The organism is Streptomyces sp. NBC_01320, assembly GCF_035974375.1.
In the GTDB taxonomy this organism is placed as follows: domain Bacteria; phylum Actinomycetota; class Actinomycetes; order Streptomycetales; family Streptomycetaceae; genus Streptomyces; species Streptomyces yanii.
The window spans coordinates 10,333,492-10,352,992 of the sequence record NZ_CP108390.1 but is presented as its reverse complement, the minus strand read 5'-3'; the positions used below and the strand labels follow the sequence as shown (position 1 = coordinate 10,352,992).

Below are 19,501 nucleotides of genomic sequence, written 5' to 3'. Positions count from 1 at the left end.
CCGGGGCGCCGGGGTTCAGGCTCCGCAGCAGCCGCCGGACGAAGGTTCGTCGGCAGCGGCTGCAACCGGCAAAGAGGTGCCAGTGCCGATCTGTACGAGAGCGAGCGCCGGAGCGGCGCAGCAGCCTGTGCCGTCGGCCTGGTCGGCTGCCGGGTCGTCGAAGAGTCCGGCGCCGCCGCAGACTCCGGTCTCGGGAAGGGTGAGTTCGACGCGGTCGGCGGATTCGGTGTCACCGGCGATGGCGGCGGTGACGGAGCGAACCTGCTCGTACCCGGTCATGGCGAGGAAGGTCGGGGCGCGGCCGTAGGACTTCATGCCGACCAGGTAGATGCCGGAGTCGGGGTGGGAGAGCTCACGGTGTCCGTGGGGGTAGACGGTGCCGCAGGAGTGCTGGTTGGGGTCGATGAGCGGGGCGAGTTCGGTGGGGGCCTGGAGGCGCTCGTCGAGACCGAGCCGGATCTCGGAGAGGAAGGACAGGTCGGGGCGGAAGCCGGTCAGCACGATGACCTCGTCCACCGGGTCCAGACGGCGTCCGTCCTCGCCGACCAGGATCAGACGGCCGTCCTCGTCACGCTCGATGGCCTCGGTACGGAAGCCGGTGACCGCGTCGGCGTGGCCGTGGTCGACGGCGGCCTTCGCGGCCAGGCCGAGGGCGCCGCGGGCGGGGAGCTGGTCGGCGGTGCCGCCGCCGAAGGTGGAGCCGCTGATGCCGCGGCGCAGGATCCACGCCGCGTGCGTGCCGGGCTCGTCCTTCGCGACGTCGGCGAGCGTGGCCAAGGCGGTGAACGCGGAGGCGCCGGAGCCGATCACGGCGGTCCGCTTACAGGCGTAGCGGGCGCGGACGGCCGGGTCCTTGAGGTCGGGGACGCGGTAGGTAACGCGGTCGGCCACCGTCTTCTCACCGAGGGCGGGCAGGCCGCTGGCCCCGGCCGGGCTCGGGGTGGTCCAGGTGCCGGAGGCATCGATGACCGCGCGGGCGAAGACACGCTCCTCACCGCCGTCGGCAGTGGTGAAGTGGACGACGAAGGGCTGGGCTTCGCGGCCGGCGTCAACGATACGGTCGCGGCCGGTGCGCGACACCCCGGTGACAGTGGCGGTGTAGCGGACGCGGTCACCCAGGACATCGGCGAGCGGCTGGAGGTACTGCTCGGCCCAGTCCCCGCCGGACGGGTAGGTGGCCGCGTCGGGCTTGGTCCAGCCGGTCGGCGCCAGGAGCTTCTCGGCGGCCGGGTCGGTGACCTCGCCCCAGGTGGAGAACAGCCGCACATGCGACCAGTCACGTACCGCGGAAGCGGCGACCGGACCGGCTTCCAGGACCAGCGGTTCGATGCCGCGCTCGACCAGGTGGGCGGCGGCGGCCAGCCCGGCGGGGCCGGCGCCGATGACGACAACCGGAAGGTCTGCAGTGGTGGTCATGGCGGTGATGTCCTCCGAGATAGGCGGCCCGTGAGGCCGCTGTTTCGATTGCTGTCGATGTCTGGAGCTTGCACCGGATATCGATGAGTGTCAACATAGACACATGTCGAAATCAGAAGTTGCGGAACTGCCAGTCCTGGACGCAGACGCGGTGGTGCCGTGCTGCCCGCCGATCACCGCCGGAGAGCTGTCACAGGACGACGCGGAGAAGATGGCCCTGATGTTCAAAGCGCTGTCGGACCCGGTGCGGCTTCGCCTGTTCTCCAAGGTCGCCTCGCACGCGGGCGGCGAGGCGTGCGTGTGCGACATCTCCGACGTCGGCGTCTCCCAGCCGACCGTCTCCCACCACCTGAAGAAACTGCGCGAGGCCGGCCTCCTGACCTCCGAGCGACGCGGGACCTGGGTCTACTACCAGGTCGCCCCGTCCGTCGTGGCGGCCATGTCCGCCATGCTCGACCTGCGCTCGACCGCTGCCCCACGATCCGGCGCGGCCGGTTAGCCGGTGCAGTCGGACGGGCAACAGAGCGCCAGGTACGCCTGGAGTGCGGACATGCGCTTCGCCATAGTGGCGCCGTCGGCCCGGTAGAAGACCTGCTTGCCTTCTTTGCGGGAGATCACCAGGCCACCGCGACGCAGCAGACTCAGCTCTTCCGAGGCGGTCGACGGCTTCAGCGCGCACCGCTCCGCGATCTCGCCGACCGTCAGCTCGATACCTCCGGTGAACTGCTGCATCACCTTCTGGCGTGTCTCGCTGGCCAGAGCCTTGAGGAAGTCGGCCGTCGCCGGATCCACCGCGGGCTGTGCGCTGCCGTTCTCTGTCACCACTTCCCCAACATTTCGTCACTTCCCGAAACAACGACCCATTGTGACGGGTTCACGTTCTGATGGAGCATGCCGATCTCATCCTCCTCGGCGCCGGGCAGTCCGGCCTGGCCACCGCAGCCCTCGCCCCGCGCCACGGCTTCACCCGCATTCTGGTGCTGGAGGGCGCCGAGGAGCCGGGCGGGTCATGGCCCAGGTACTACGACAGCCTCACCCTGTTCTCCCCGGCCCGGTATTCGTCCCTGCCCGGGATGCGCTTCCCCGGCGACCTGGACCGCTACCCGCGGCGGGACGAAGTGGTGGGCTATCTGCGCGATTACGCCCGCCGTCTGTCCGCCGACATCCGCACCTCGACAACCGTCACCGCCGTGACACGCCAGGACGGCACCTGGTCTGTGCGGGCCGATGACGGGCGGGAGTCACCGCGCGGGCCGTCATGGCCGCGATCGGTGACTACGGCGCACCCCTTGTTCCGGACGTTATAGGGCGAGTGGACTTCGGTGGCCGGGTGCTGCACGCCGCTCACTACCGCAGCCCCGACGCGTTCGCCGGCAGAGAGTCGTAGTGGTCGGCGGGGGCAATTCCGCGATTCAGATCGCTGCTGAACTCGGCCCGGTCGCCGACACCATCCTGGCCACGCGGCGCCCGATCGGCTGGACACCCCAGCGCCCGCTGGGCCGGGACCTGCACTGGTGGCTCAAGCACACCCGCCTCGGCGTCGCACCGTTCCGGCGGCTGCTGGCGAAGGTCCCCGTCTCCGTGCTCGATGACGGCCACTACCGCACCGCCTTGGACCAGCACGGCGTCGACCGGCGCGACACCTTCAGTCGGCTCACGACCGACGGCGTTGTGTGGGCCGACGGAACGAAGGAAGCGGTTGACGCGGTCGTGCTTGCCACTGGATACCGCCTCACATTCCCCTACCTGACCGGATCAGGCGCCCTGGACCCCAACGGCACGCCGCTGTATCAGGGCGGCCTCTCCACTGTGGCGCCGGGTCTCGGCTTCGTCGGTATGGAGTTCCAGCGCAGCTTCTCCTCCAAAACTCTGCGAGGCGTCGGCCGGGATGCCGGACACGTCATGAAGCAATTGCGTACCGCAGTGGCCGGGTGAGCCGGGATCAGGATTCGGGACGCCGCCGACGGGGAACCCGGGCGGGCGGCCTCGCAGGGCCGCTACAACCGCCGTCCATGCCCCCGTCGAGCCCGTGTCCGCTCACCGGTCAGCAGCAGTCGCAACCGGGTAGGCAGCCGCAGGCGTCCGCCTCGGCGCCTGGGGACGACACCGTGGCGGCCGGCGGCGTGCAACAGCCCTTTCCCTGCCAGGCGTCGCGGCCTTCCTTGACCGCGACGGCTGCGATGATCAGGGCGGCGATCGGGTCGGCCCAGGACCAGCCGAGCGTGGCATTGAGGACCAGGCCGATCAGGAGGACGCCCGAGAGGTAGGTGCACAGCAGGGTCTGCTTGGAGTCGGCGACCGCGCTGGCCGAACCGAGTTCGCGCCCGGCCTTGCGCTGGGCCGCGGACAGGAACGGCATGATCGCCAGGGACAGCGCGGCGATGACGATGCCGGGGACCGACCGCTCCGCCTCTCCGGTGCCCGCCAGAGCCCGGGCGGCATCGACGGTGACATACGCGGCAAGCGCGAAGAACGACACCGCAATGATCCGCAGGGTGGTCTTCTCCCTGGCCTCGCGCACGGCGTGCTCGCGGGCCGAGAACTGCCAGGCGACCGCTGCGGCGGAGGACACCTCGATGACCGAGTCCAGGCCGAAGCCGACCAGCGCGGTGGAGGAGGCCGTCGTCCCGGCGGTGATCGCGACAATGGCCTCGATGACGTTGTACGTGATGGTCGCGGCGACCAGCAGGCGTATGCGGCGAGCCAGGACGTCACGGCGGGCAGGGGCGGGGCCCACAGATAGCTTCGCGGCCATGGTCAGCAGCAGTGCTTCTCTGCGGCATCCACGCAGGTCTTGTCAGCCTCTACTGCCAGCACGGCGGTGCGCAGATCCTCCAGCGCGTGCCCAAGGCGCTCGTCGGCGAGTTCGTAGCGGGTGCGGCGGCCCTCAGGTACGGCCACGACCAGGCCGCAGTCGCGCAGGCACGCCAGATGGTTCGACAGCCGGGTGCGGGAGATGCCCAGCGCCTCGGCGAGGTCGGAGGGGTGGGCCGGGGCCTCGTGCAGTGCGAGCAGCAGGCGACAGCGGATGGGATCGGCCAGCGCCCGGCCGAACCGGGTCAGAGCGTCGAGGTCTGTGGCGAGGGTCAGCATGGACAAGACGATACACGGATGCTTGAATTCAGGAATACCTGAACCGTGGGACATCCCGGCCTCCGTCAGAAGGTTGCCGTCGGCGGCTATGCCACCACAGCGGTGCTCGGCGCGGCCACGGCGGGCGCCACCGCCGTATGGCAGGTGGGTCTGCTGCGGGCAGCAGCCTGGGCATGAAGGGGCGCCCCCAGGTGCCGGTGGCCGAGACGACCGCCTGTGCCGACCAGTCGCCGGTGTCCGTCTCCACCCGCAGCCGGGTGCCGTCCCGGCGCACCGCGCGGACGCGGACTGGACGGTGAACGGGCAGGGCGTAGCGCTGCTCGTAGTCGGTCAGTTACTGCACCACGTGGGCGGCGTCCGGGTACTCCTGGCCCAGTTGGGCGGGCATGATGCGGCCGGGCAGGGACGAGAACGCGGCCGGGGAGAACAGGTGCAGGGAGTCCCAGGTGTGCCGCCAGGCGCCGCCGGGCTTGCTCTGGGCGCGCTCTGGGCGTCGAGGATGACGAAGTCGAGCTTGTTGCGGCGCAGGTGGTAGCCGGCGGCGAGTCCTGCCTGCCCGCCGCCGATTACCACCACGTCCACGGTGTGCGTCACGGGGCCGTCGTCAGGGAGCCCGCGCCGAACCTCTTGCGCCAGGCGAGCGCGACGTAGACCAGGCCAATCAGGACGGGCACTTCAATGAGCGGTCCGACGACACCGGAGAGTGCCTGGCCAGAGGTGACGCCGAAGGTGGCGATGGCGACCGCGATGGCCAGCTCGAAGTTGTTGCCTGCCGCGGTGAACGCCAGCGTCGCTGTGCGGTCGTAGGCGAGGCCGAGGCCCTTGCCGAGCAGGAACGTGCCGAAGAACATGATCGCGAAGTACACCAGCAGTGGCAGCGCGATCCGGACCACGTCCAGCGGCTGCGAGGTGATCGTCTTCCCCTGCAGGGCGAACAGGATGACGATCGTGAAGAGCAGCCCGTACAGGGCCCACGGGCCGATCTTCGGCAGGAACTTCGCCTCGTAGGACTGGCGGCCCATCTTCTGCTCGCCGATGCGGCGGGTGAGGAAGCCGGCCAGGAGTGGGATGCCGAGGAACACGATGACGTTGAGAGCGATGTGCCACATGGAGACGTCCAGACCCTGGCCGTCGCCGAGGTTCAGCCGGCGCGGCAGCAGGTCGAGATAGAACCAGCCCAGCACGCCGAACGCGATCACCTGGAACACGGAGTTGAGCGCGACCAGGACGGCAGCTGCTTCGCGGTCGCCGCACGCGAGGTCGTTCCAGATGATGACCATGGCGATACAGCGCGCGAGGCCGACGATGATCAGGCCGGTGCGGTACTCGGGCAGGTCGGGAAGGAAGATCCACGCCAGAGCGAACATGACCGCGGGCCCGACGATCCAGTTGATGACCAGCGAGGACACCATCAGCTTCTTGTCGCCGGTCACGGTGTCGAGCCTGTCGTAGCGGACCTTGGCGAGGACCGGGTACATCATCACGAGCAGACCGAGCGCGATCGGCAAGGAGATTCCGCCGACCTCTATCTTGGCCAGCGCGTCGTTCATCCCGGGGATCAGCCGCCCCAGGCCCAGGCCGACGGCCATGGCGAGCAGGATCCACACCGCGAGATAGCGGTCGAGGGTGGAGAGCTTCTCGACGATCGAGTCGTCGGTGCCCGTGGCCTGGGCGGCGGTGGGAACCGTGGTGGTGCGCTCGGTCGTCACGGGCAGGCCCTCTTGTTCTCGGCGGCTGTACGGGCGGATTCGGCAAGCGCGGCGAACTGCTCCGAGAGGCCGGCGAGGACCTCGGGGCGCAGCTTGTAGTAGGTGAAGCGGCCGCACGGCTCGGTCTCCACCACACCGGCCTCGCGCAGGACCTTCATGTGGTTGGACAGGTTGGTCTGCTTCGCGCCGGTCTCCTCGACGAGGTGCGTCGTACAGAGCGTCTCGCGCGCCAGCAGGGTCACGATCTGGAGGCGGAGCGGATCGCCCAGCACCCGGATCAGATCAGGATCGACTGAAGTCAGCATGCACTGATACTCTCACATCACCGCTTGCTGATATCAGCGGGGCCTGAAGTAATTGGCGGCCGATCCCGCCGTGCGACGAGAGAGAACGATCAACATGGCCGAGTCTTCCGGCAAGCCGTCCGTCCTGTTCGTCCGCATACACAACGCCGGCCGATCTCAGATGGCCGCCGCATGGCTGACCCGCCTGGCTGGGGACCGCGTTGAGGTCCGCTCCGCCGGTTCCAACCCCGGCGACGCCGTCAACCCGGCAGCGGTCGAGGCCATGGCCGAGGTAGGCATCGACATCTCCGCCGAGAGCCCGAAGATCCTGACGATCGATGCCGTCCGCGAGTCGGACGTGTGCATCACCATGGGCTGCGGCGACACCTGCCCCGTCTTTCCCGGCAAGCGCTACCTCGACTGGAAGCTCGATGACCCGGCAGGCCAAGGCGTCGAAGCCGTCCGCCCGATCCGCGACGAGATCAAGACCCTCGTCGAGGGCCTGATCAAGGAGATCGCTCCGGAAGCCACGGCGTGAGCGGGATACGCGACGTCGTCATCATCGGCTCCGGCCCCGCCGGCTGCAACGCCGCCCTCTACACGGCCGGCCCGTGCCCAGCTCAAGCCCGTGCTGTTCGGCAGCAGTATCTTCGAGGGGGTCTGTCAAACGAACGGCTCCGCGAGGTGGTCAACAGGACGAACGTTGCCTGACGCGGCACGAGAACTGGCATGCCCCCCACCCCCAAACCATCAGCACTGACATGGACCTTGGGACGCGAAGCGATGGCCTGCACGCAGAAAGCACCTTCCGCTTGGTACGACAGAACCCCTCGACAAGGTTCATCGTCCCAGTTCAGAAGGCACTTTCGCGTTCCGGCCCACCAGCCAGACCCGCCGCGACCGAAACGGCGAGGCAAGGCGGGAGGGGAGTCAAGTGAGGACTACTTGCCAGTTCCGCTGAGGTGAGCCGCCCATGGGTAGTAGACGTAGTCGAATGCCGCCGGCGCCCCGGTGATCTTGCTGCCGAGCCACACGTCGTTCGTCAGCTGGATACCGGAGAACATCGGATCCATCTCGTCGTGCAGCTTCTGCTCCATCTGCAGGACCAGCTTGGAGCGGGCGCTGTCGTCCTGCGTGCTGATCGCCTTGGCGTAGAGCCCGTCGATGCCGCTGTAGCCGGACTGGTTGAATGTGCCGCCGGTCACCGCGGTGAGGCCCAGCCAGTCGAGCGGGTTCGGGATGTTGGGCCAGAACTGCGTGTACAGCAGGTCGGTGTTGCCACGCGTCGCCGGGTCGTACAGGTAGTTCGAGTAGCCGGTCGCAGGTACGACGTTGAGCTTGAAGTTCAGGCCGATCTTGTCGGCGGCATCCTTGATCCCAACGCCCAGCTGTTGCGTCTCCGCCTGCTGCGGAACCACGAGGCTGATCTGCTTCGACTTCACGTCGGTCGGAACGCCGGCGAGCAGCTTCTTCGCCTCGTCTATCTTCGCGGAGCCATCGGTCTTGACCGAGTCGGCGTACGAGGTCAGGTCATCCTTCGCGAAGCCGTACACGGCCGGCACGGTCTGCAGCGAAGCAGGGGTCCCCTCACCGGCGTACACATGGTCGCCGATGCCCTTCCAGTCGATGGCCATCTGGAGCGCCTTGCGCACGTCGGCGTTGCCCATCGCGCCCTTCTGGTTCGCGACCACGAGCGTGACAGCCAGTGGCGCGGCACCCGAGTAGAGCTTGCCCGCCGACGATGCCTTCAGCTGTGCCAGCCCGGCCATCGGCGGACCGTATGTTCCGTCGATCTGGCCCGAGAGCAGGCCGGAGGTGATCGCGGAGTCGTCGGTCAGGAAAGTGAAGTCGATGTTCTTCACCTTCCGTGGCAGCGACTTGTTCCAGTAGCCGTCGTAGCGGCTCACCTTGATCGACTGACCCTGCGTCCACTTGCCGAACTTGTAGGGGCCGGTGCACATGACACCGACACCTGGCGTGCCGACTTTCTTGCCGTGTTGCTCGTAGAACTTCTTCTTGACGACGACACCGGCGAAGCTCGCCAACTCGTCGTTGAAGAGGTAGTCGGGCTTCTTGAGTTTGACCGTCACTTCGCGGGCGCCCGTCGTCGCGATCGAGGCGACGTTCGAGTACAGGTAGCCGTAGAAGCTCGACTTGTCCGTCATGTTGTGCTGCATGCTCCACACGACGTCGTCGGCGGTCATCGGCGAGCCGTCCCAGAAGGTGACGTCGCTCCGCAGCTTGTAGACCCAGGTCGTCGGGTCGGGGTTCGAGTACGACGTCGCCAGATTGGGCTTGATCCGGAAGTCGGGCGTCTGGGCGAGCAGCGTCTCGCACATGTTCGAGTTGATCATGTTCGGCGTGTAGTCGGCCGACTGGAAGGGGTCGATGGTCTGCGGCTCGCCCTGGAAGACGTTCCAGGTGATCGAGTCGACCGAGCCCGAGCCTGTCGGCGTGAACGTCGTCAGCGCGTCGGAGGACCCGGTCGCCGCTTCGGTGCCGGATGTGCCTCCGGAGCAACCGGCCAACGCGAGGGTGGCGGCGGCGACGGCGAGTGCCGTTGCCCGTCTGCGTGGGTGGGCTGAGTACATGGCGCAACTCCTGGTCATTGTCGGGCTGTGATGGCTTCGGGGTCCCACCCGCTGCGAGGGACGCTGTCGCGCAACAAGCGGGTGTAGGGGTTTTGAGGGTTGTCGAGCACGTCGGCGGTGGGCCCTTGCTCGACGACGGCGCCGTGACGCATGACGATCGTGTCGTCGGTCACCTGGCGGATGACGGCGAGATCGTGGCTGATGAACAGGTAGCTCACGCCACGCTTCTGCCGGATGTCGGAGAGCAGATTGAGGATCTGTGCCTGGATCGAGACGTCCAGGGCCGACACGGCCTCGTCGAGGATGAGGACGTCCGGATCGGCGGCGAGCGCACGAGCGATGGCCACGCGTTGGCGCTGCCCTCCGGAGAGGGACCTCGGCAGTGCCGCGAGCTGCCGGTCGTCGAGTCCGACGAGCTCGGCGAGTTCGCTCACGCGCTTCCTGGTCTCGTCGCGGCCGAGCCGGGAATGAACGCCGACGACTTCCGCGAGGCAGTCGCCGATGCGCTGACGGCGGTCGAGCGAGGTGTACGGGTCCTGGAAGACGATCTGGATGTCCCGGCCCCGCTCACGGCGACTGCGTGCGGAACGCGCCGGGTGTGTGCGGTCCTCGCCACGGAACACGATGCGGCCACCGGAGGGACGTTCCAGGCCGATGATCATCCGCGCCGTGGTCGTCTTGCCGGAGCCGGATTCGCCGACGATGCCGAGGGCTCCGCCCGGAGCCAGGGCGAAGCTCACGTCGGCGACCGCGGTCGCCTCGGCCCGCCCACGGCCGAACGTCTTGGTCAGGTGCTCGACCACGAGCAGCGGTTCGGTCATCGCTGGACCTCCTCGTTCGAAGCGGAGCCGACGTGCTCCTGCGGCACCATCTGGCCGCGCAGGCCGGGCATCCGGACGCACCGGGTCTCCGACGGACCGATCTGCAGCAGGGGCGGCACCCCCGCCCGACACTCTTCTTGTGCGAAGCGACAGCGCGGCGCGAAAGCACAGCCGTCAGGCGCCTCGTAGGCGGTGGTCGGATGACCGGTGATCGCGGGCAGTCGATCGACACGCCGGCCGATCTCGGGCCGCGCCTGCACCAGTGCGGCCGTGTAGGGGTGGAGCGGATCTTCGTGCAGCTGCACCGACGCCTGGCGTTCCATGACCTGGCCGGCGTACAGCACGATCGTCTCGTCGCACACGGCACCGGCGAGCTCCAGGTCGTGCGTGATGAAGAGCATCGCCATGCCGTACTCGCGCTGCATGCGCCCGAGAATCGCCATCACCTCCGCCTGGGTGGTGACATCGAGCGCGGTCGTCGGCTCGTCGGCGAGGACGAGCCGAGGCCGCGCGGCGACCGCGGCAGCGATCATCACCCGCTGCAGCAGGCCGCCGGAGAGCTCGTGCGGGAACTGCCGCAGCCGGCGCTCCGGGTCCTCGATCCCGACCTCGGCGAGCAGCTCCTGTGCGCGCTTGCGAGCAGCGGCCTTCGGCATCCGGTCGTTGGTGCGCATCGCCTCGGTGAGGAAGTCGCCGATCGTGCGTACGGGGTTCGTGTAGGCCCGTGCGTCCTGGAAGATCATCGCGACGTCCTTCGCCCGGTAGGACCGCAGGGCGTCGGTGCGAAGGTCGAACACCGCGGCGCCGTCGAAGCGGACGCTGCCCCGGACGTCGGCGCCGTCGGGGAGCAGACGGGCGATGGTGCGAACCGTCATCGACTTGCCCGAACCGGACTCGCCGACCAGGCCGAGAGTGCTTCCACGGTCGAGTGAGAACGAGACATCGCGCAGCACGGTGCGTAGCTCGCCCGCGACCGGCAACTGAACGGTCAGACCGTCGACTTCGAGAAGTGCGTTCACGAGCGTGCCTCCCAGCGTTCCGTGAGTCGGTCGCCGAGCATGTTCACGGCACCGACGGTGATGACGATGAGTGCGCTGGCGAACAGAGCCTCCTGCGGGTGCTGCTGCAGCACACCGGCCATACCGGTGCCGACCATCGCGCCCCAGTCCGACGTCGGTGGCTGCACCCCGAGGCCGATGAACGAGAGGCCGGCGAGGTCCATCAGGGCGAACCCGAAGGCGAGCGTGGCGTTGGCGACGATCAGCCCACCCACGTTGGGCAGGATGTGCCGCAACGCGATCCGCAACCCGTGCACGCCCTGAACCTGCAGTGCCGCGATGTACGGCAGTGAGCGCTCTCGCAGCGCCGCGCTCCGCACGATCCGTGCGATGTAGGTGACGTAGGCGATGGACAGCGCCACAACGGCGGCGTTCAGTCCGGACCCGAACAGGGCGGTCGCCAGGATCGCCAGCAGCAGACCGGGGAAGGCGAACACTGCGTCGACGACGCGCACCACCATCTGGTCGAACCAGCCGCCGAACCACACGGCCGCGAGCGCGAGGGTCGTCCCGAGAAGCGTCGAGATCACCACGACGAGGAACGGTCCGATCAGCGCGGTTCGGGAACCGTGGACGAGGCGCGAGAGAAGGTCCCGCCCACTCGCGTCGGTTCCCAGCAGGTGCGCGCCGCTCGAACCCTGGTACGCACCGGAGAGGTTGACGGCGTTCGGATCGTGCGGTGAAAGGAGGGGCGCGAGGACGGCGAAGCAGACGACGAGTCCGAGGAGGGCGATCGCCACCCAACCGGACATGCCGATGCCTCTCGTACGACGCGTCGTCCGCCGGCCGGCCTTTCGGGCGCCGATGCGTCGCACTGCTGCTGTCGTGCTCATGAGTCCTTCTTCCCGATCGACACGCGCGGGTCGAGCAGTGTGTAGGCGATGTCGATGAGGGTGTTCAGCACGATGAAGGCGGCGACGTACATCAGGCAGATCGCCTGGACGACGGGGAAGTCCTTCTGCTGCACCGAATTCACGAGGAACTGACCGAGCCCGCCGAGCTGGAAGACCTGTTCCACGACGACGCTTCCCGCGATCAGACCCGCGATCGTGAGACCCGCGACGGTGAGCACCGGCATCGCGGCGTTGCGCATCACATGTCTGCGTACGACGACTGCGCGGGGCAGTCCGCGGCTGATCGCCGTCTGCACGTGATCGGCCGACAGCTCCTGTCGGATCGCGGTCTGGGCGAGTCGCGCCACGAACGCGACCGACGCGAGAGCGAGCGCGATCGACGGAAGAACCAGGTGGTAGATCTCGTCGAGACCTGCACGGCCGGCGCCGAACACCGGGAACCACTCCAGGTCGACGGCGAACACGATGATCAGCACGACCGCTCCCACGAAGGTCGGCACCGCCATGACGCCCGTCGCGCCGGCCATGGCGGACCGCGACAACCAGCCGGGCTTGAGGCCGGCGAGAGTGCCGATGGCCAACCCGAGCACCAGGACGATCGCCGCGGCCATGAGGACGAGAAGCGTGGTCGCGGAGGCGCGACTTCCGACCAGCGACGCCACCGGTTGGTTGTAGATGATCGATGTTCCGAAGTCGCCGTGCACCACGCCGCCCAGCCACCTGAGGTATTGCTGCCAGATGGAGTCGTCGAGGTGATACTCGGCCTTGATCGCGGCGATCGAGTCGGGGCTCATGGTGCGACCGTGCGTGAGATAGGTGAGCGGGTTTCCCGGCGCGGCGTACAGCGCTCCGAAGACGACCAGGCCCGCGATGAACAAGGTCACCACCAGTCCCACGATGCGAGTGGCGATGAACCGCAGCATCACCCCGGCGGGCCGCTGCTTCGCCTTCACCTGCCCTGATGGCACGGGTGCCGACATGGTGGCGTCACTCATCGGTTCACCCCCGGCTGTGCGTGATGGACCACGTGGCCACCCACGACTGTCCGCAGCACTCGCGTGTCGAGCAGTTCCTCGAGTGGCCGGGCGAAGATGTCCCGGTCGAGAACGATGAAGTCGGCGTACAGGCCCTCGGCGAGACGGCCGTGAAGGTGCTCGGAGCGGCTCGCCCAGGCGGCGTCACGGGTGGCGTGGACGACCGCGTCCGCCAGTGGCAGGGCGTAGTGCGCGTGGTTGGCGGGCAGTGACGGATCCAGGGCCGAGCGCCGTGTCGCCGCGATGAACATGTTGGGCAGCGGGGCGTGCGGCGACGTGGGGGAGTCGGTGCCGAGGACGAGCGTGGCTCCTGCCTCGGTCATCTCGGGCCACGGGAAGCCGCGGTCGACCCGCTCGTCGCCGAGCACTCGTCGCCAGTTCTCCTGGATGGCCGGATCGGCGTGCACGGGCTGCATGCTCGCCGTGATGCCGAGTGCGGCCAGTCGGTCGATGTCCGCAGGGTCGACGACTTCGAGGTGTTCGATGCGGTGGCGACGCTCCTTGGGGCCGTTGAGAGCGACGGCGTGCTCGACGGCGCCGATCGCGACCCGGATCGCCTCGTCACCGATGGCGTGCATGGCGACCTGCAGGCCGGCCGCGTCCGCGGCGGCCACCACCGGCGCGAGTTCGGCAAGACTCCAGATCGGGTCGGCGCTCGTGCCGTTCACGTAGGGCTTTCCGAGCGATGCGGTGCACCCGTCGACGGTTCCGTCGACCATGACCTTGATGCCGGTCACGCGCAGGAACGGGGTCGACCGGTGGGTGGCGAGTTCGACAGCGCGCTCGACCTGGGCGAGGTTCCCGCCCTCGTCACCGGTGGGCTGGACGCGCCAGAACGCGGCGATGCGAGTGGTCAGGACGCCCGCCGCATCGGCACGACGCATCGCCTCGTAGTCGCCCTCGCCCAGCGCCATCTCGGTCGAACCGACGATCCCGGACTCGGCGTACGCCGCCAGGGCGACCGCCAGGGCCTCGTCACGGTCGGAGTCACTGGCGAAGCTGTCGAGCACCGGCCACACGAGGTGGTGCATCGCGGTCTCGTCGACCAGGCCGGTGGCCGCGCCCCGCTCGTCCCGGTGGACCGTTCCCCCCGGTGGTGATGCCGTGGTGTCGTCGATGCCGACTTCGGCGAGGGCGGCCGAGTTCAGCCAGATCGAGTGGAAGTCGTAGGCCTGCGCATAGACGGGCCGGTCGGCGACGACGGCGTCGAGCATGCCCCGATCAGGCAGGCCGCCCGGGATGTCACCGTGCTTCCACCCGGTGGCGAGCACGCGAGGTGCGTCGGGGTTCTCCTGCGCCCACGTCCGGACGCGCCGCTGGATCTCCTCCACTGTGTTGGCGCCCCAGAGATCTACCTGGGCCGCCGCCTCGCCGGTGCCGACCACGTGCGCGTGGCCGTCGACGAATCCGGGGAGGACGGTCGCGCCGTCGAGGTCGTGGATCAGGGCATCCGGTCCGGCCACACGCGCTGCGGTGGCCTCGTCGCCGACGTAGGCGAGCCGGTCGCCGACCACCACGAGCGACTCGGCCCAGGGGCGTTGGTCGGAGGTGAAAATTTGGGTGTTGCGGTAGAGATGAGCGGGCATGGTCGTGTCCTTGTCCATCGGGTTCCTCAGAACCGGTCGAGGCCCTCGCGGGCCGCAGCGTCGGGGTTGCCTGCCCGGTACTCGAGGGCAAAGCCGGGGAGGTCGAGAGATGCCGTGAGCAACGTGCTCCACCGCTCGTGGCCCGGCTGGGAATCGTCGGCGTGGACGCACACCACGGCGGCGGCACCGTCGCCGCCGCAGAAGGCAGCCGCGCGCTCCGGCGCGGAGCGGCCGGTCATGCTGCCGCGCACAGCGTGCGTGTGGTGGTACCGCTCGGCCGACACCGATTCCGGAGTGCTGGTGTCACCGCCGGCGAGGCCGGAATCAAGAAAGTGGTTCGTGTGGATGACCCAGCCGTCGGTATCGGGTTGCACCACGGCGAATCCGGAGGGTGACATCTCGATGGAGGCTGCTGCGGCGTGGCCGTCTCGGTAGGTTGCGACGGTCAGCACGGTGGATGCGCTCACGGTCGCGGAGGCGACGATGTCGCGGGCTTCCGCCACCGTTGTCGCCTCCTCGAGGACGCGACGCGCAACAGCATGGACGGGCACGCCGCCGTTGGCGTTGTCGGAGCGATGGTTCAGGATGTTGAAATGCAGGCCGAGGCCGACGTCGTTCACCCCGATCTTTGCGGCCGTGCCGAACTCGGTGAAAAGCTTCACCCGGCGTTGCGTTCCGGTCACGAGCGACAGCAGGAGACCGTCCGGCGTGAGCGAGTCGTGCCAGTCCCACGTCTGGATCGTCTCGGGTGGGCCGCCGGAGGCCGGTGCGTGCACGGCGGTTGTGCACTCGCCCTTCCCTGGCGCGGCGGCAAGTACTTCGGTCCGTGCGCCGACCGCTGCCATCTGCCATGGCTCGATTCCTGATGCCTCGGCGATTCCGTCGGACTCCTCGACCAGACCCGGGTACCAGTCGCGCAAGGCGTCGTAGCTGTGGGCGACGATGTCGCGGACGGTCGTTTCCGAGACGCCCAGAACCTTGAAGTGCGCCAGGTAGCGGGCGCTGACGTCGCGCACCTGGTCCGCGTATCGCGTGCCGATCTCGCGTCCACGGTCGCGGAAGTCGGTGGTGGTCGTGCGCAGTGTGTGCAGCTTCATGGTGTTGCTGTGCGACCTTTGCTTGTGAGGCCCGTCACGGTGAGGGGCGGGCGATACGCTAGGTAGGTAAAACGTTTAATACAATGGTGTTTCTCATGTCACTTTCTGCTCTTTCTGTCGCCCCGGCCTACGTGGGCGACAGCGGTCCGGCGGCGTGAGGCAGCATCGGAAGGTACGAACCAAGGAGGTCGCCGTGGCTCGATCGAAGGGCGTCACCATTCGCGATGTCGCCCAGCGCGCGGGTGTCTCCGTCGCGGCGGTCTCGATGGCGCTCAATGACACCGGGACACTGAGCGCGGCCACGCGACTGCGCGTCCGGGCCATCGCCGAGGAGATGGACTACGAAGCCGACGCCCTCGCGCGCGGCCTGCGACGTTCGTCGGTCGGGGCGATCGGACTCGTCATGCGGTCGCTGGACGCGCTGGGTGAGTACGCGCCGCGGGGCGTCGATGTGTTCACTCGCTACATCGGCGCCGCCTCGGCGCAGGCGATGGACCGCGGACTCAGTGTGATGCTCGTGCCTGACCCAACGAAGCGGCCGACACCACCACTGGCGCTGTCGCTCGATGGCTACATCGTGACGATGCCGCACGTGGATGATCCGGTGGTCGGTCTCCTCGAACGGCGTGGGATCCCGTACGTGACGCTGGGACGCGATCCCAGCCGCCCGAATTTCACCGACTGGGCCACCGAGGACGAGGGCTCAAGCTTCCGGCGTATCTACGAGCACTTCGCCGCATCCGGTGCCCGGTCGATCGTGCTGTTGCGCGGAACCGACCCCAATGCGTGGAACATCGACAGCGAGGCGACGTACCGCGCATGGTGTGAGAGCGTCGGGATCACGCCGCGCGTCTACACGTCGGCCGAGCGCGCCGGCGAGCACGGCGGCGAGAACATCGCGCACGCGATCGTGGACGACGGGATCCCCGATGCGATCCTGTGCCACACCGGTCGTCAGGCGGCTGGTGTGCTCGCGGGCCTCACGGCTCGCGGCGTCGCTGTGCCCGATCGGACGATGCTTGCCGCGGCTTCCGACTCTGAGCACACCCGGCACAGCCGGCCCGCCATCTCGGCAGTCGAACTCAACGCCGCGGAAACGACGTTGGCGCTGCTCGACCTTCTCCAAGCGCGCATCGCGGGCGAGCCGAGCGCGGGACCGGTCCTGACAACCGCCCGGTTCCGGGTCCGCGCATCCTCGCGACGCACCGACACGAACGCCTGACGCAAAGGCGGCGGTCGAGGCCCGCGACTTCGGCGTCCTGGTCCGCGACGCCCACGCCGACCAGTGGGACGACGTGGTGCGCATGGCGGTGGGACACGCACCCGTGGAGGAACGGGGGCGGCTGCTGCGACAGTTGCTGCGTCGGGCGGACAGAGCACAGCGCTATCGGCAGCGGCTGGTACTGCATCAGGCAACGTTCGCCCGGTTGTGATGTGACGCGCCGTCGGCGGGCTGTGCCAGGCGGCTGTGACTCAACGCTTCAATTGACGTGCCTCGCCAACTGAAGCGCTCAGGAGGAAGGTCCCGTCAGGAACTCCACGGCGGACAGGTTCTGAACCGCCACAACTCCCCCGTGCCGGGCGGAAGGTGTGAATAGGTTGGCGGGTGTGGACACCGAATGGGCCGCCCCGATCGCCACCGCCCTCCTCGTCGCTTCTCTCGTCGGGTGCAATCCAGGCGCGGCGGATTCGGGAGCCGACTCCAAGCCGTCGGCGCCCGCTTCCCAGTCGGGCAAGGCATCCGCAGCACCAGGCGCTCCTGCAGGCGGTGAAGACCTGTCCCTGGCCGAGGCCATCGCGAATATTCCGGCCGAGGATGAGGACCGTGCTGGGTACGAGCGCGACAGCTTCCGTCTGTGGGTCGACCCGGACAAGGGCGGGTGCGATACCAGGAAGGAATTCCTGATCGCGGAGGCAGTGACGGCGCCGCCCCAGGGGGCACAGTGTGCACTGACCGGCAGCGAGTGGCTGAGCTACTACGACGAGGTCACCGTGGCTACGGCGACCAAGCTCGATATTGATCACGTCGTACCGTTGGCCGAGGCCTGGGCCTCCGGGGCCTCGAAGTGGGATGTGATCGGCGCGAGCAGTACGCCGACGACCTCGACGCCGACAGGTCGCTGGTCGCCGTCACCGCGAAGACGAACCGGTCCAAGGCGGACCGGGACCCGGCCGAGTGGTTGCCGCAGGCCGCGTCCGCTCAGCGCACGTACGGTGCCGACTGGGTGGCCACGAAGCTTCGCTGGAAGCTTGCCGCGGACGACAAGGAACGGTTGGCGCTCGAGAAGCTCGCAGCGGGCTGCTCCGACACCGTCGGCTGCTCCCGGCGAGCTTCCGCCGAGCTGGGAGCTGGCGATGGCCGCGCGGACGGCTCCCCGTAGATGTCATTGCATACGGCGAGTCTGCTGTGGCGGACGAGTGTTCCTGCCCTGCTCCCCGAAGGCAGCGTCCACCAGGCTGCGGATGCCGTTGGCGGCGGGGGTCGGTCAGCCGCTTTCCCGGTAGTTCATGAACCAGTGGGTGTCGAAATAGCCGGCCATCGTAAACGGGTGGTGCGGGTCAATGAGGATGCGACAGACGAACTCCGCGGCCGTGCAGTCGAAGGAGACGTCCTCGCCGTCGAAGGACCGGACCACGACAGGCCAACGGTCGGGGTCGTCGCCGTCGGCCCTCCAGGTATACAGATCCTCGTGCTCAGTGCCCGCCCAGATGAGCAGACCGTCCTCCCTGAGATCCGTCCACGGCTCCTGGTTCAGGTCCAGGTATCCGTCAAAGGCGCCCTCGCCGAACGTCTCGACCATGCGCTTGTAGTCACTCGGCAGCGCGGTGCCCAGGCGCGACTCCACCTCCGCCCAGTCCGCGTCCGGCCGCTGGGCGGGCTGTGTCCAGCCTGTGATCCGCCTGAGCCGCTCCATCCAGTCGACGTCCTCGTCCTTGCCCGGAGCGACCGCCAAGAGTTCTGGCACCTCCCTGTGAGCGACCGCCAAGAGTTCTGGCACCTCCCTGTGAGCGACCACCAATACCGACCGCTCGTCCCCCTCGGGGTCCCGCGCCGTACCCGTGCCGACCCACTGATTCCCGTACGCCCACGCCCGTATCGTCACGGCCCGGTCCTCGAAGGGGACGAGGAGAGCCCCGCCCCTGGACTCGTCGACCGTCGGGTCGGTGAAGCCGTCGAGGACGAGGGTTCGCGGGGCGCCGTACCTGCTGTCGAGCAGGTCGGTCAGGTCCTGCAGGTTCAGGTCGTTGGGCAGGTACGTATAGCCGTCTCCCGGGCCGAGTTGGGCCAGTAGGTCGTTGACAGTCCCTTGCGTAAGCTCCATGGCGGACAGCAAAGCGCACCGCACTGACAATGGACGTGCTCACCGACGTTTACGGCCTGTGCACCGAAGCTGCTGGACCGCTACGGCGTCGGCTCGGATACCGCGGCTGCGTTGCTGATGGCGGCCGGCGACAATCCGGAGCGCATGGCCAGCGAAGCCTCATTTGCCGCGCTCTGCGGTGTGAGCCCGGCCGGTCGAGGCGTCAGCAGGGCCACCATGAACCGGGCCACCGCGGTCCTCACCGAATGGGACAGCCGCGTCACCGAATCCCCGGCCGAGGCCCTTCAACGCCAGCACCGCGAGGAGCTGGCCGAGGCCCGCAGAAAGCTCCAGGAAAGCCGCCGGAAGTGTCGCCGCCTCCAAGACCAGCTGGACGCCGCCGCAATCGTGATTACCACGCTCCTCGCCGAGCAAGCAGCCATGCAAAAACAGGAAGCTCGGCGAACCGCCGCCGTGATCCCCCTCGGGCGGTCTCATGCCATCCACGAGTGAAGGAAGTCCTCTTCCGCTGGCGACTCATGCACCTCGAGATCACCATCGTCCGGGCCGACCGCGTCTATGCCGGCAAGCTCGTGACCTGGGCCAAACAGCACCCCACCTGATGGGCCTGGCGGTCGTGTCGGCGCTGGTGGTGC

22 protein-coding genes and 4 pseudogenes are annotated in these 19,501 nt (G+C 68.3%); 11 read left to right on the top strand and 15 right to left on the bottom strand.

Features of this window, described 5'->3' with window-relative positions:
* Positions 1-15: 15 nt before the first annotated feature.
* On the bottom strand, positions 16-1,416 hold the full coding sequence (locus OG395_RS46990) for an NAD(P)-binding domain-containing protein (protein ID WP_327248385.1): 1,401 nt from the start codon (positions 1,414-1,416) through the stop codon (positions 16-18).
* Positions 1,417-1,519: 103 nt separating this feature from the next.
* On the opposite strand from OG395_RS46990, the gene OG395_RS46985 reads away from it, so the two are divergent.
* The gene (locus OG395_RS46985) at positions 1,520-1,915 is read left to right on the top strand and encodes an ArsR/SmtB family transcription factor (RefSeq protein ID WP_327248384.1); all 396 of its coding nucleotides are present in this window, start codon (positions 1,520-1,522) and stop codon (positions 1,913-1,915) included.
* Here OG395_RS46985 and OG395_RS46980 read toward each other — a convergent pair.
* Positions 1,912-2,241 (bottom strand): ArsR/SmtB family transcription factor, encoded by a 330-nt coding sequence (locus OG395_RS46980; protein ID WP_327248383.1) that lies wholly within the window; start codon positions 2,239-2,241, stop codon positions 1,912-1,914. The two genes, OG395_RS46985 and OG395_RS46980, sit on opposite strands and share 4 nt — an antisense overlap.
* A 59-nt stretch (positions 2,242-2,300) precedes the next feature.
* On the opposite strand from OG395_RS46980, the gene OG395_RS46975 reads away from it, so the two are divergent.
* Complete coding sequence (locus OG395_RS46975) at positions 2,301-2,723, top strand: NAD(P)-binding domain-containing protein (protein WP_327248382.1); 423 nt, start codon at positions 2,301-2,303, stop codon at positions 2,721-2,723.
* 79 nt (positions 2,724-2,802) lie between these two features.
* Positions 2,803-3,351, top strand: coding sequence for a hypothetical protein (locus tag OG395_RS46970; protein WP_327248381.1), 549 nt, complete (start codon positions 2,803-2,805; stop codon positions 3,349-3,351).
* A 109-nt stretch (positions 3,352-3,460) separates the two neighbouring features.
* On the opposite strand, the gene OG395_RS46965 is transcribed toward OG395_RS46970, so the two are convergent.
* Together OG395_RS46965 and OG395_RS46960 are read right to left on the bottom strand one after the other, a co-directional pair.
* On the bottom strand, positions 3,461-4,171 hold the full coding sequence (locus OG395_RS46965; protein ID WP_327248380.1) for a cation transporter: 711 nt from the start codon (positions 4,169-4,171) through the stop codon (positions 3,461-3,463).
* 2 nt (positions 4,172-4,173) lie between these two features.
* The gene (locus OG395_RS46960) at positions 4,174-4,509 is read right to left on the bottom strand and encodes an ArsR/SmtB family transcription factor (RefSeq protein ID WP_327248379.1); all 336 of its coding nucleotides are present in this window, start codon (positions 4,507-4,509) and stop codon (positions 4,174-4,176) included.
* A 45-nt stretch (positions 4,510-4,554) separates the two neighbouring features.
* On the opposite strand from OG395_RS46960, the gene OG395_RS46955 reads away from it, so the two are divergent.
* Positions 4,555-4,686 (top strand): hypothetical protein, encoded by a 132-nt coding sequence (locus OG395_RS46955; protein ID WP_327249776.1) that lies wholly within the window; start codon positions 4,555-4,557, stop codon positions 4,684-4,686.
* On the opposite strand, the pseudogene OG395_RS46950 reads toward OG395_RS46955, so the two are convergent.
* From OG395_RS46950 to OG395_RS46940, 3 genes and pseudogenes are all read right to left on the bottom strand, one after another.
* Positions 4,679-5,103, bottom strand: a pseudogene (locus OG395_RS46950) (FAD-dependent oxidoreductase); the annotation flags it as partial. The gene OG395_RS46955 and the pseudogene OG395_RS46950 overlap by 8 nt on opposite strands.
* On the bottom strand, positions 5,100-6,218 hold the full coding sequence (arsB, locus tag OG395_RS46945) for an ACR3 family arsenite efflux transporter (protein ID WP_327248378.1): 1,119 nt from the start codon (positions 6,216-6,218) through the stop codon (positions 5,100-5,102). The gene arsB and the pseudogene OG395_RS46950, both read right to left, overlap by 4 nt.
* Positions 6,215-6,523 (bottom strand): ArsR/SmtB family transcription factor, encoded by a 309-nt coding sequence (locus tag OG395_RS46940; protein ID WP_103492416.1) that lies wholly within the window; start codon positions 6,521-6,523, stop codon positions 6,215-6,217. Before OG395_RS46940 ends, arsB begins: the two co-directional genes overlap by 4 nt.
* A 94-nt stretch (positions 6,524-6,617) precedes the next feature.
* Here OG395_RS46940 and OG395_RS46935 point away from each other — a divergent pair, with 94 nt between their 5' ends.
* Together OG395_RS46935 and OG395_RS58650 are read left to right on the top strand one after the other, a co-directional pair.
* Positions 6,618-7,040, top strand: a complete 423-nt coding sequence (locus tag OG395_RS46935) for an arsenate reductase ArsC (RefSeq protein ID WP_327248377.1) — start codon at positions 6,618-6,620, stop codon at positions 7,038-7,040.
* Positions 7,037-7,160, top strand: a pseudogene (locus OG395_RS58650) (FAD-dependent oxidoreductase); the annotation flags it as partial. The gene OG395_RS46935 and the pseudogene OG395_RS58650, both read left to right, overlap by 4 nt.
* 283 nt (positions 7,161-7,443) lie before the next feature.
* Here OG395_RS58650 and OG395_RS46930 read toward each other — a convergent pair.
* Genes OG395_RS46930 through OG395_RS46900 form a run of 7 tightly spaced genes read right to left on the bottom strand, consistent with a single transcriptional unit; the run spans position 7,444 to position 15,543 of the window.
* The gene (locus OG395_RS46930; protein ID WP_327248376.1) at positions 7,444-9,093 is read right to left on the bottom strand and encodes an ABC transporter substrate-binding protein; all 1,650 of its coding nucleotides are present in this window, start codon (positions 9,091-9,093) and stop codon (positions 7,444-7,446) included.
* A gap of 14 nt (positions 9,094-9,107) precedes the next feature.
* A complete protein-coding gene (locus tag OG395_RS46925) occupies positions 9,108-9,914 on the bottom strand; it encodes an ABC transporter ATP-binding protein (protein ID WP_327248375.1) in 807 nt (268 codons plus the stop codon).
* Positions 9,911-10,933, bottom strand: a complete 1,023-nt coding sequence (locus OG395_RS46920; RefSeq protein ID WP_327248374.1) for an ABC transporter ATP-binding protein — start codon at positions 10,931-10,933, stop codon at positions 9,911-9,913. The genes OG395_RS46925 and OG395_RS46920 overlap by 4 nt, the downstream gene beginning before the upstream one ends.
* Positions 10,930-11,805 carry an ABC transporter permease gene (locus OG395_RS46915; protein ID WP_327248373.1) on the bottom strand — a complete coding sequence of 292 codons (876 nt, stop codon included), beginning with the start codon at positions 11,803-11,805 and terminating at the stop codon, positions 10,930-10,932. The genes OG395_RS46920 and OG395_RS46915 overlap by 4 nt, the downstream gene beginning before the upstream one ends.
* A complete protein-coding gene (locus OG395_RS46910) occupies positions 11,802-12,821 on the bottom strand; it encodes an ABC transporter permease (RefSeq protein WP_327248372.1) in 1,020 nt (339 codons plus the stop codon). Before OG395_RS46910 ends, OG395_RS46915 begins: the two co-directional genes overlap by 4 nt.
* Positions 12,818-14,464 (bottom strand): amidohydrolase, encoded by a 1,647-nt coding sequence (locus tag OG395_RS46905; RefSeq protein ID WP_327248371.1) that lies wholly within the window; start codon positions 14,462-14,464, stop codon positions 12,818-12,820. Before OG395_RS46905 ends, OG395_RS46910 begins: the two co-directional genes overlap by 4 nt.
* 8 nt (positions 14,465-14,472) lie before the next feature.
* Positions 14,473-15,543: a C45 family peptidase gene (locus OG395_RS46900; RefSeq protein ID WP_327248370.1), complete on the bottom strand. Its 1,071-nt coding sequence runs from the start codon at positions 15,541-15,543 to the stop codon at positions 14,473-14,475.
* A 154-nt stretch (positions 15,544-15,697) separates the two neighbouring features.
* Between OG395_RS46900 and OG395_RS46895 the strand changes: the two genes are divergently transcribed.
* The 3 genes and pseudogenes from OG395_RS46895 (at position 15,698) to OG395_RS58640 (ending at position 17,924) form a co-directional block, all read left to right on the top strand.
* Positions 15,698-16,765 (top strand): LacI family DNA-binding transcriptional regulator, encoded by a 1,068-nt coding sequence (locus tag OG395_RS46895; protein WP_327248369.1) that lies wholly within the window; start codon positions 15,698-15,700, stop codon positions 16,763-16,765.
* 1 nt (position 16,766) lies between these two features.
* Positions 16,767-16,949 (top strand): annotated as a pseudogene (locus OG395_RS58645) (hypothetical protein); the annotation flags it as partial.
* A gap of 660 nt (positions 16,950-17,609) precedes the next feature.
* Positions 17,610-17,924 carry a hypothetical protein gene (locus OG395_RS58640; protein ID WP_442818685.1) on the top strand — a complete coding sequence of 105 codons (315 nt, stop codon included), beginning with the start codon at positions 17,610-17,612 and terminating at the stop codon, positions 17,922-17,924.
* A 105-nt stretch (positions 17,925-18,029) separates the two neighbouring features.
* Here the strand turns inward: OG395_RS58640 and OG395_RS46885 are convergent, their stop codons facing one another.
* Positions 18,030-18,866, bottom strand: a complete 837-nt coding sequence (locus OG395_RS46885; RefSeq protein WP_327248368.1) for an SMI1/KNR4 family protein — start codon at positions 18,864-18,866, stop codon at positions 18,030-18,032.
* Positions 18,867-18,935: 69 nt separating this feature from the next.
* Here OG395_RS46885 and OG395_RS58635 point away from each other — a divergent pair, with 69 nt between their 5' ends.
* Complete coding sequence (locus tag OG395_RS58635) at positions 18,936-19,358, top strand: transposase (RefSeq protein WP_442818799.1); 423 nt, start codon at positions 18,936-18,938, stop codon at positions 19,356-19,358.
* Positions 19,358-19,459: pseudogene (locus tag OG395_RS46875) on the top strand (IS5-like element IS4811 family transposase); the annotation flags it as partial. The gene OG395_RS58635 and the pseudogene OG395_RS46875, both read left to right, overlap by 1 nt.
* Positions 19,460-19,501 lie beyond the last annotated feature (42 nt).

Coding starts and splice junctions, on each gene's coding strand:
- OG395_RS46960 (WP_327248379.1), bottom strand. CDS start 4,509: ATGCTGACCCTCGCCACAGACCTCGACGCTCTGACCCGGTTCGGCCGG.
- OG395_RS46930 (WP_327248376.1), bottom strand. CDS start 9,093: ATGTACTCAGCCCACCCACGCAGACGGGCAACGGCACTCGCCGTCGCC.
- OG395_RS46975 (WP_327248382.1), top strand. CDS start 2,301: ATGGAGCATGCCGATCTCATCCTCCTCGGCGCCGGGCAGTCCGGCCTG.
- OG395_RS46985 (WP_327248384.1), top strand. CDS start 1,520: ATGTCGAAATCAGAAGTTGCGGAACTGCCAGTCCTGGACGCAGACGCG.
- OG395_RS46910 (WP_327248372.1), bottom strand. CDS start 12,821: ATGAGTGACGCCACCATGTCGGCACCCGTGCCATCAGGGCAGGTGAAG.
- OG395_RS46925 (WP_327248375.1), bottom strand. CDS start 9,914: ATGACCGAACCGCTGCTCGTGGTCGAGCACCTGACCAAGACGTTCGGC.
- OG395_RS46900 (WP_327248370.1), bottom strand. CDS start 15,543: ATGAAGCTGCACACACTGCGCACGACCACCACCGACTTCCGCGACCGT.
- OG395_RS46905 (WP_327248371.1), bottom strand. CDS start 14,464: ATGGACAAGGACACGACCATGCCCGCTCATCTCTACCGCAACACCCAA.
- OG395_RS46885 (WP_327248368.1), bottom strand. CDS start 18,866: ATGGAGCTTACGCAAGGGACTGTCAACGACCTACTGGCCCAACTCGGC.
- OG395_RS46965 (WP_327248380.1), bottom strand. CDS start 4,171: ATGGCCGCGAAGCTATCTGTGGGCCCCGCCCCTGCCCGCCGTGACGTC.
- OG395_RS46915 (WP_327248373.1), bottom strand. CDS start 11,805: ATGAGCACGACAGCAGCAGTGCGACGCATCGGCGCCCGAAAGGCCGGC.
- OG395_RS46940 (WP_103492416.1), bottom strand. CDS start 6,523: ATGCTGACTTCAGTCGATCCTGATCTGATCCGGGTGCTGGGCGATCCG.
- OG395_RS46935 (WP_327248377.1), top strand. CDS start 6,618: ATGGCCGAGTCTTCCGGCAAGCCGTCCGTCCTGTTCGTCCGCATACAC.
- OG395_RS46990 (WP_327248385.1), bottom strand. CDS start 1,416: ATGACCACCACTGCAGACCTTCCGGTTGTCGTCATCGGCGCCGGCCCC.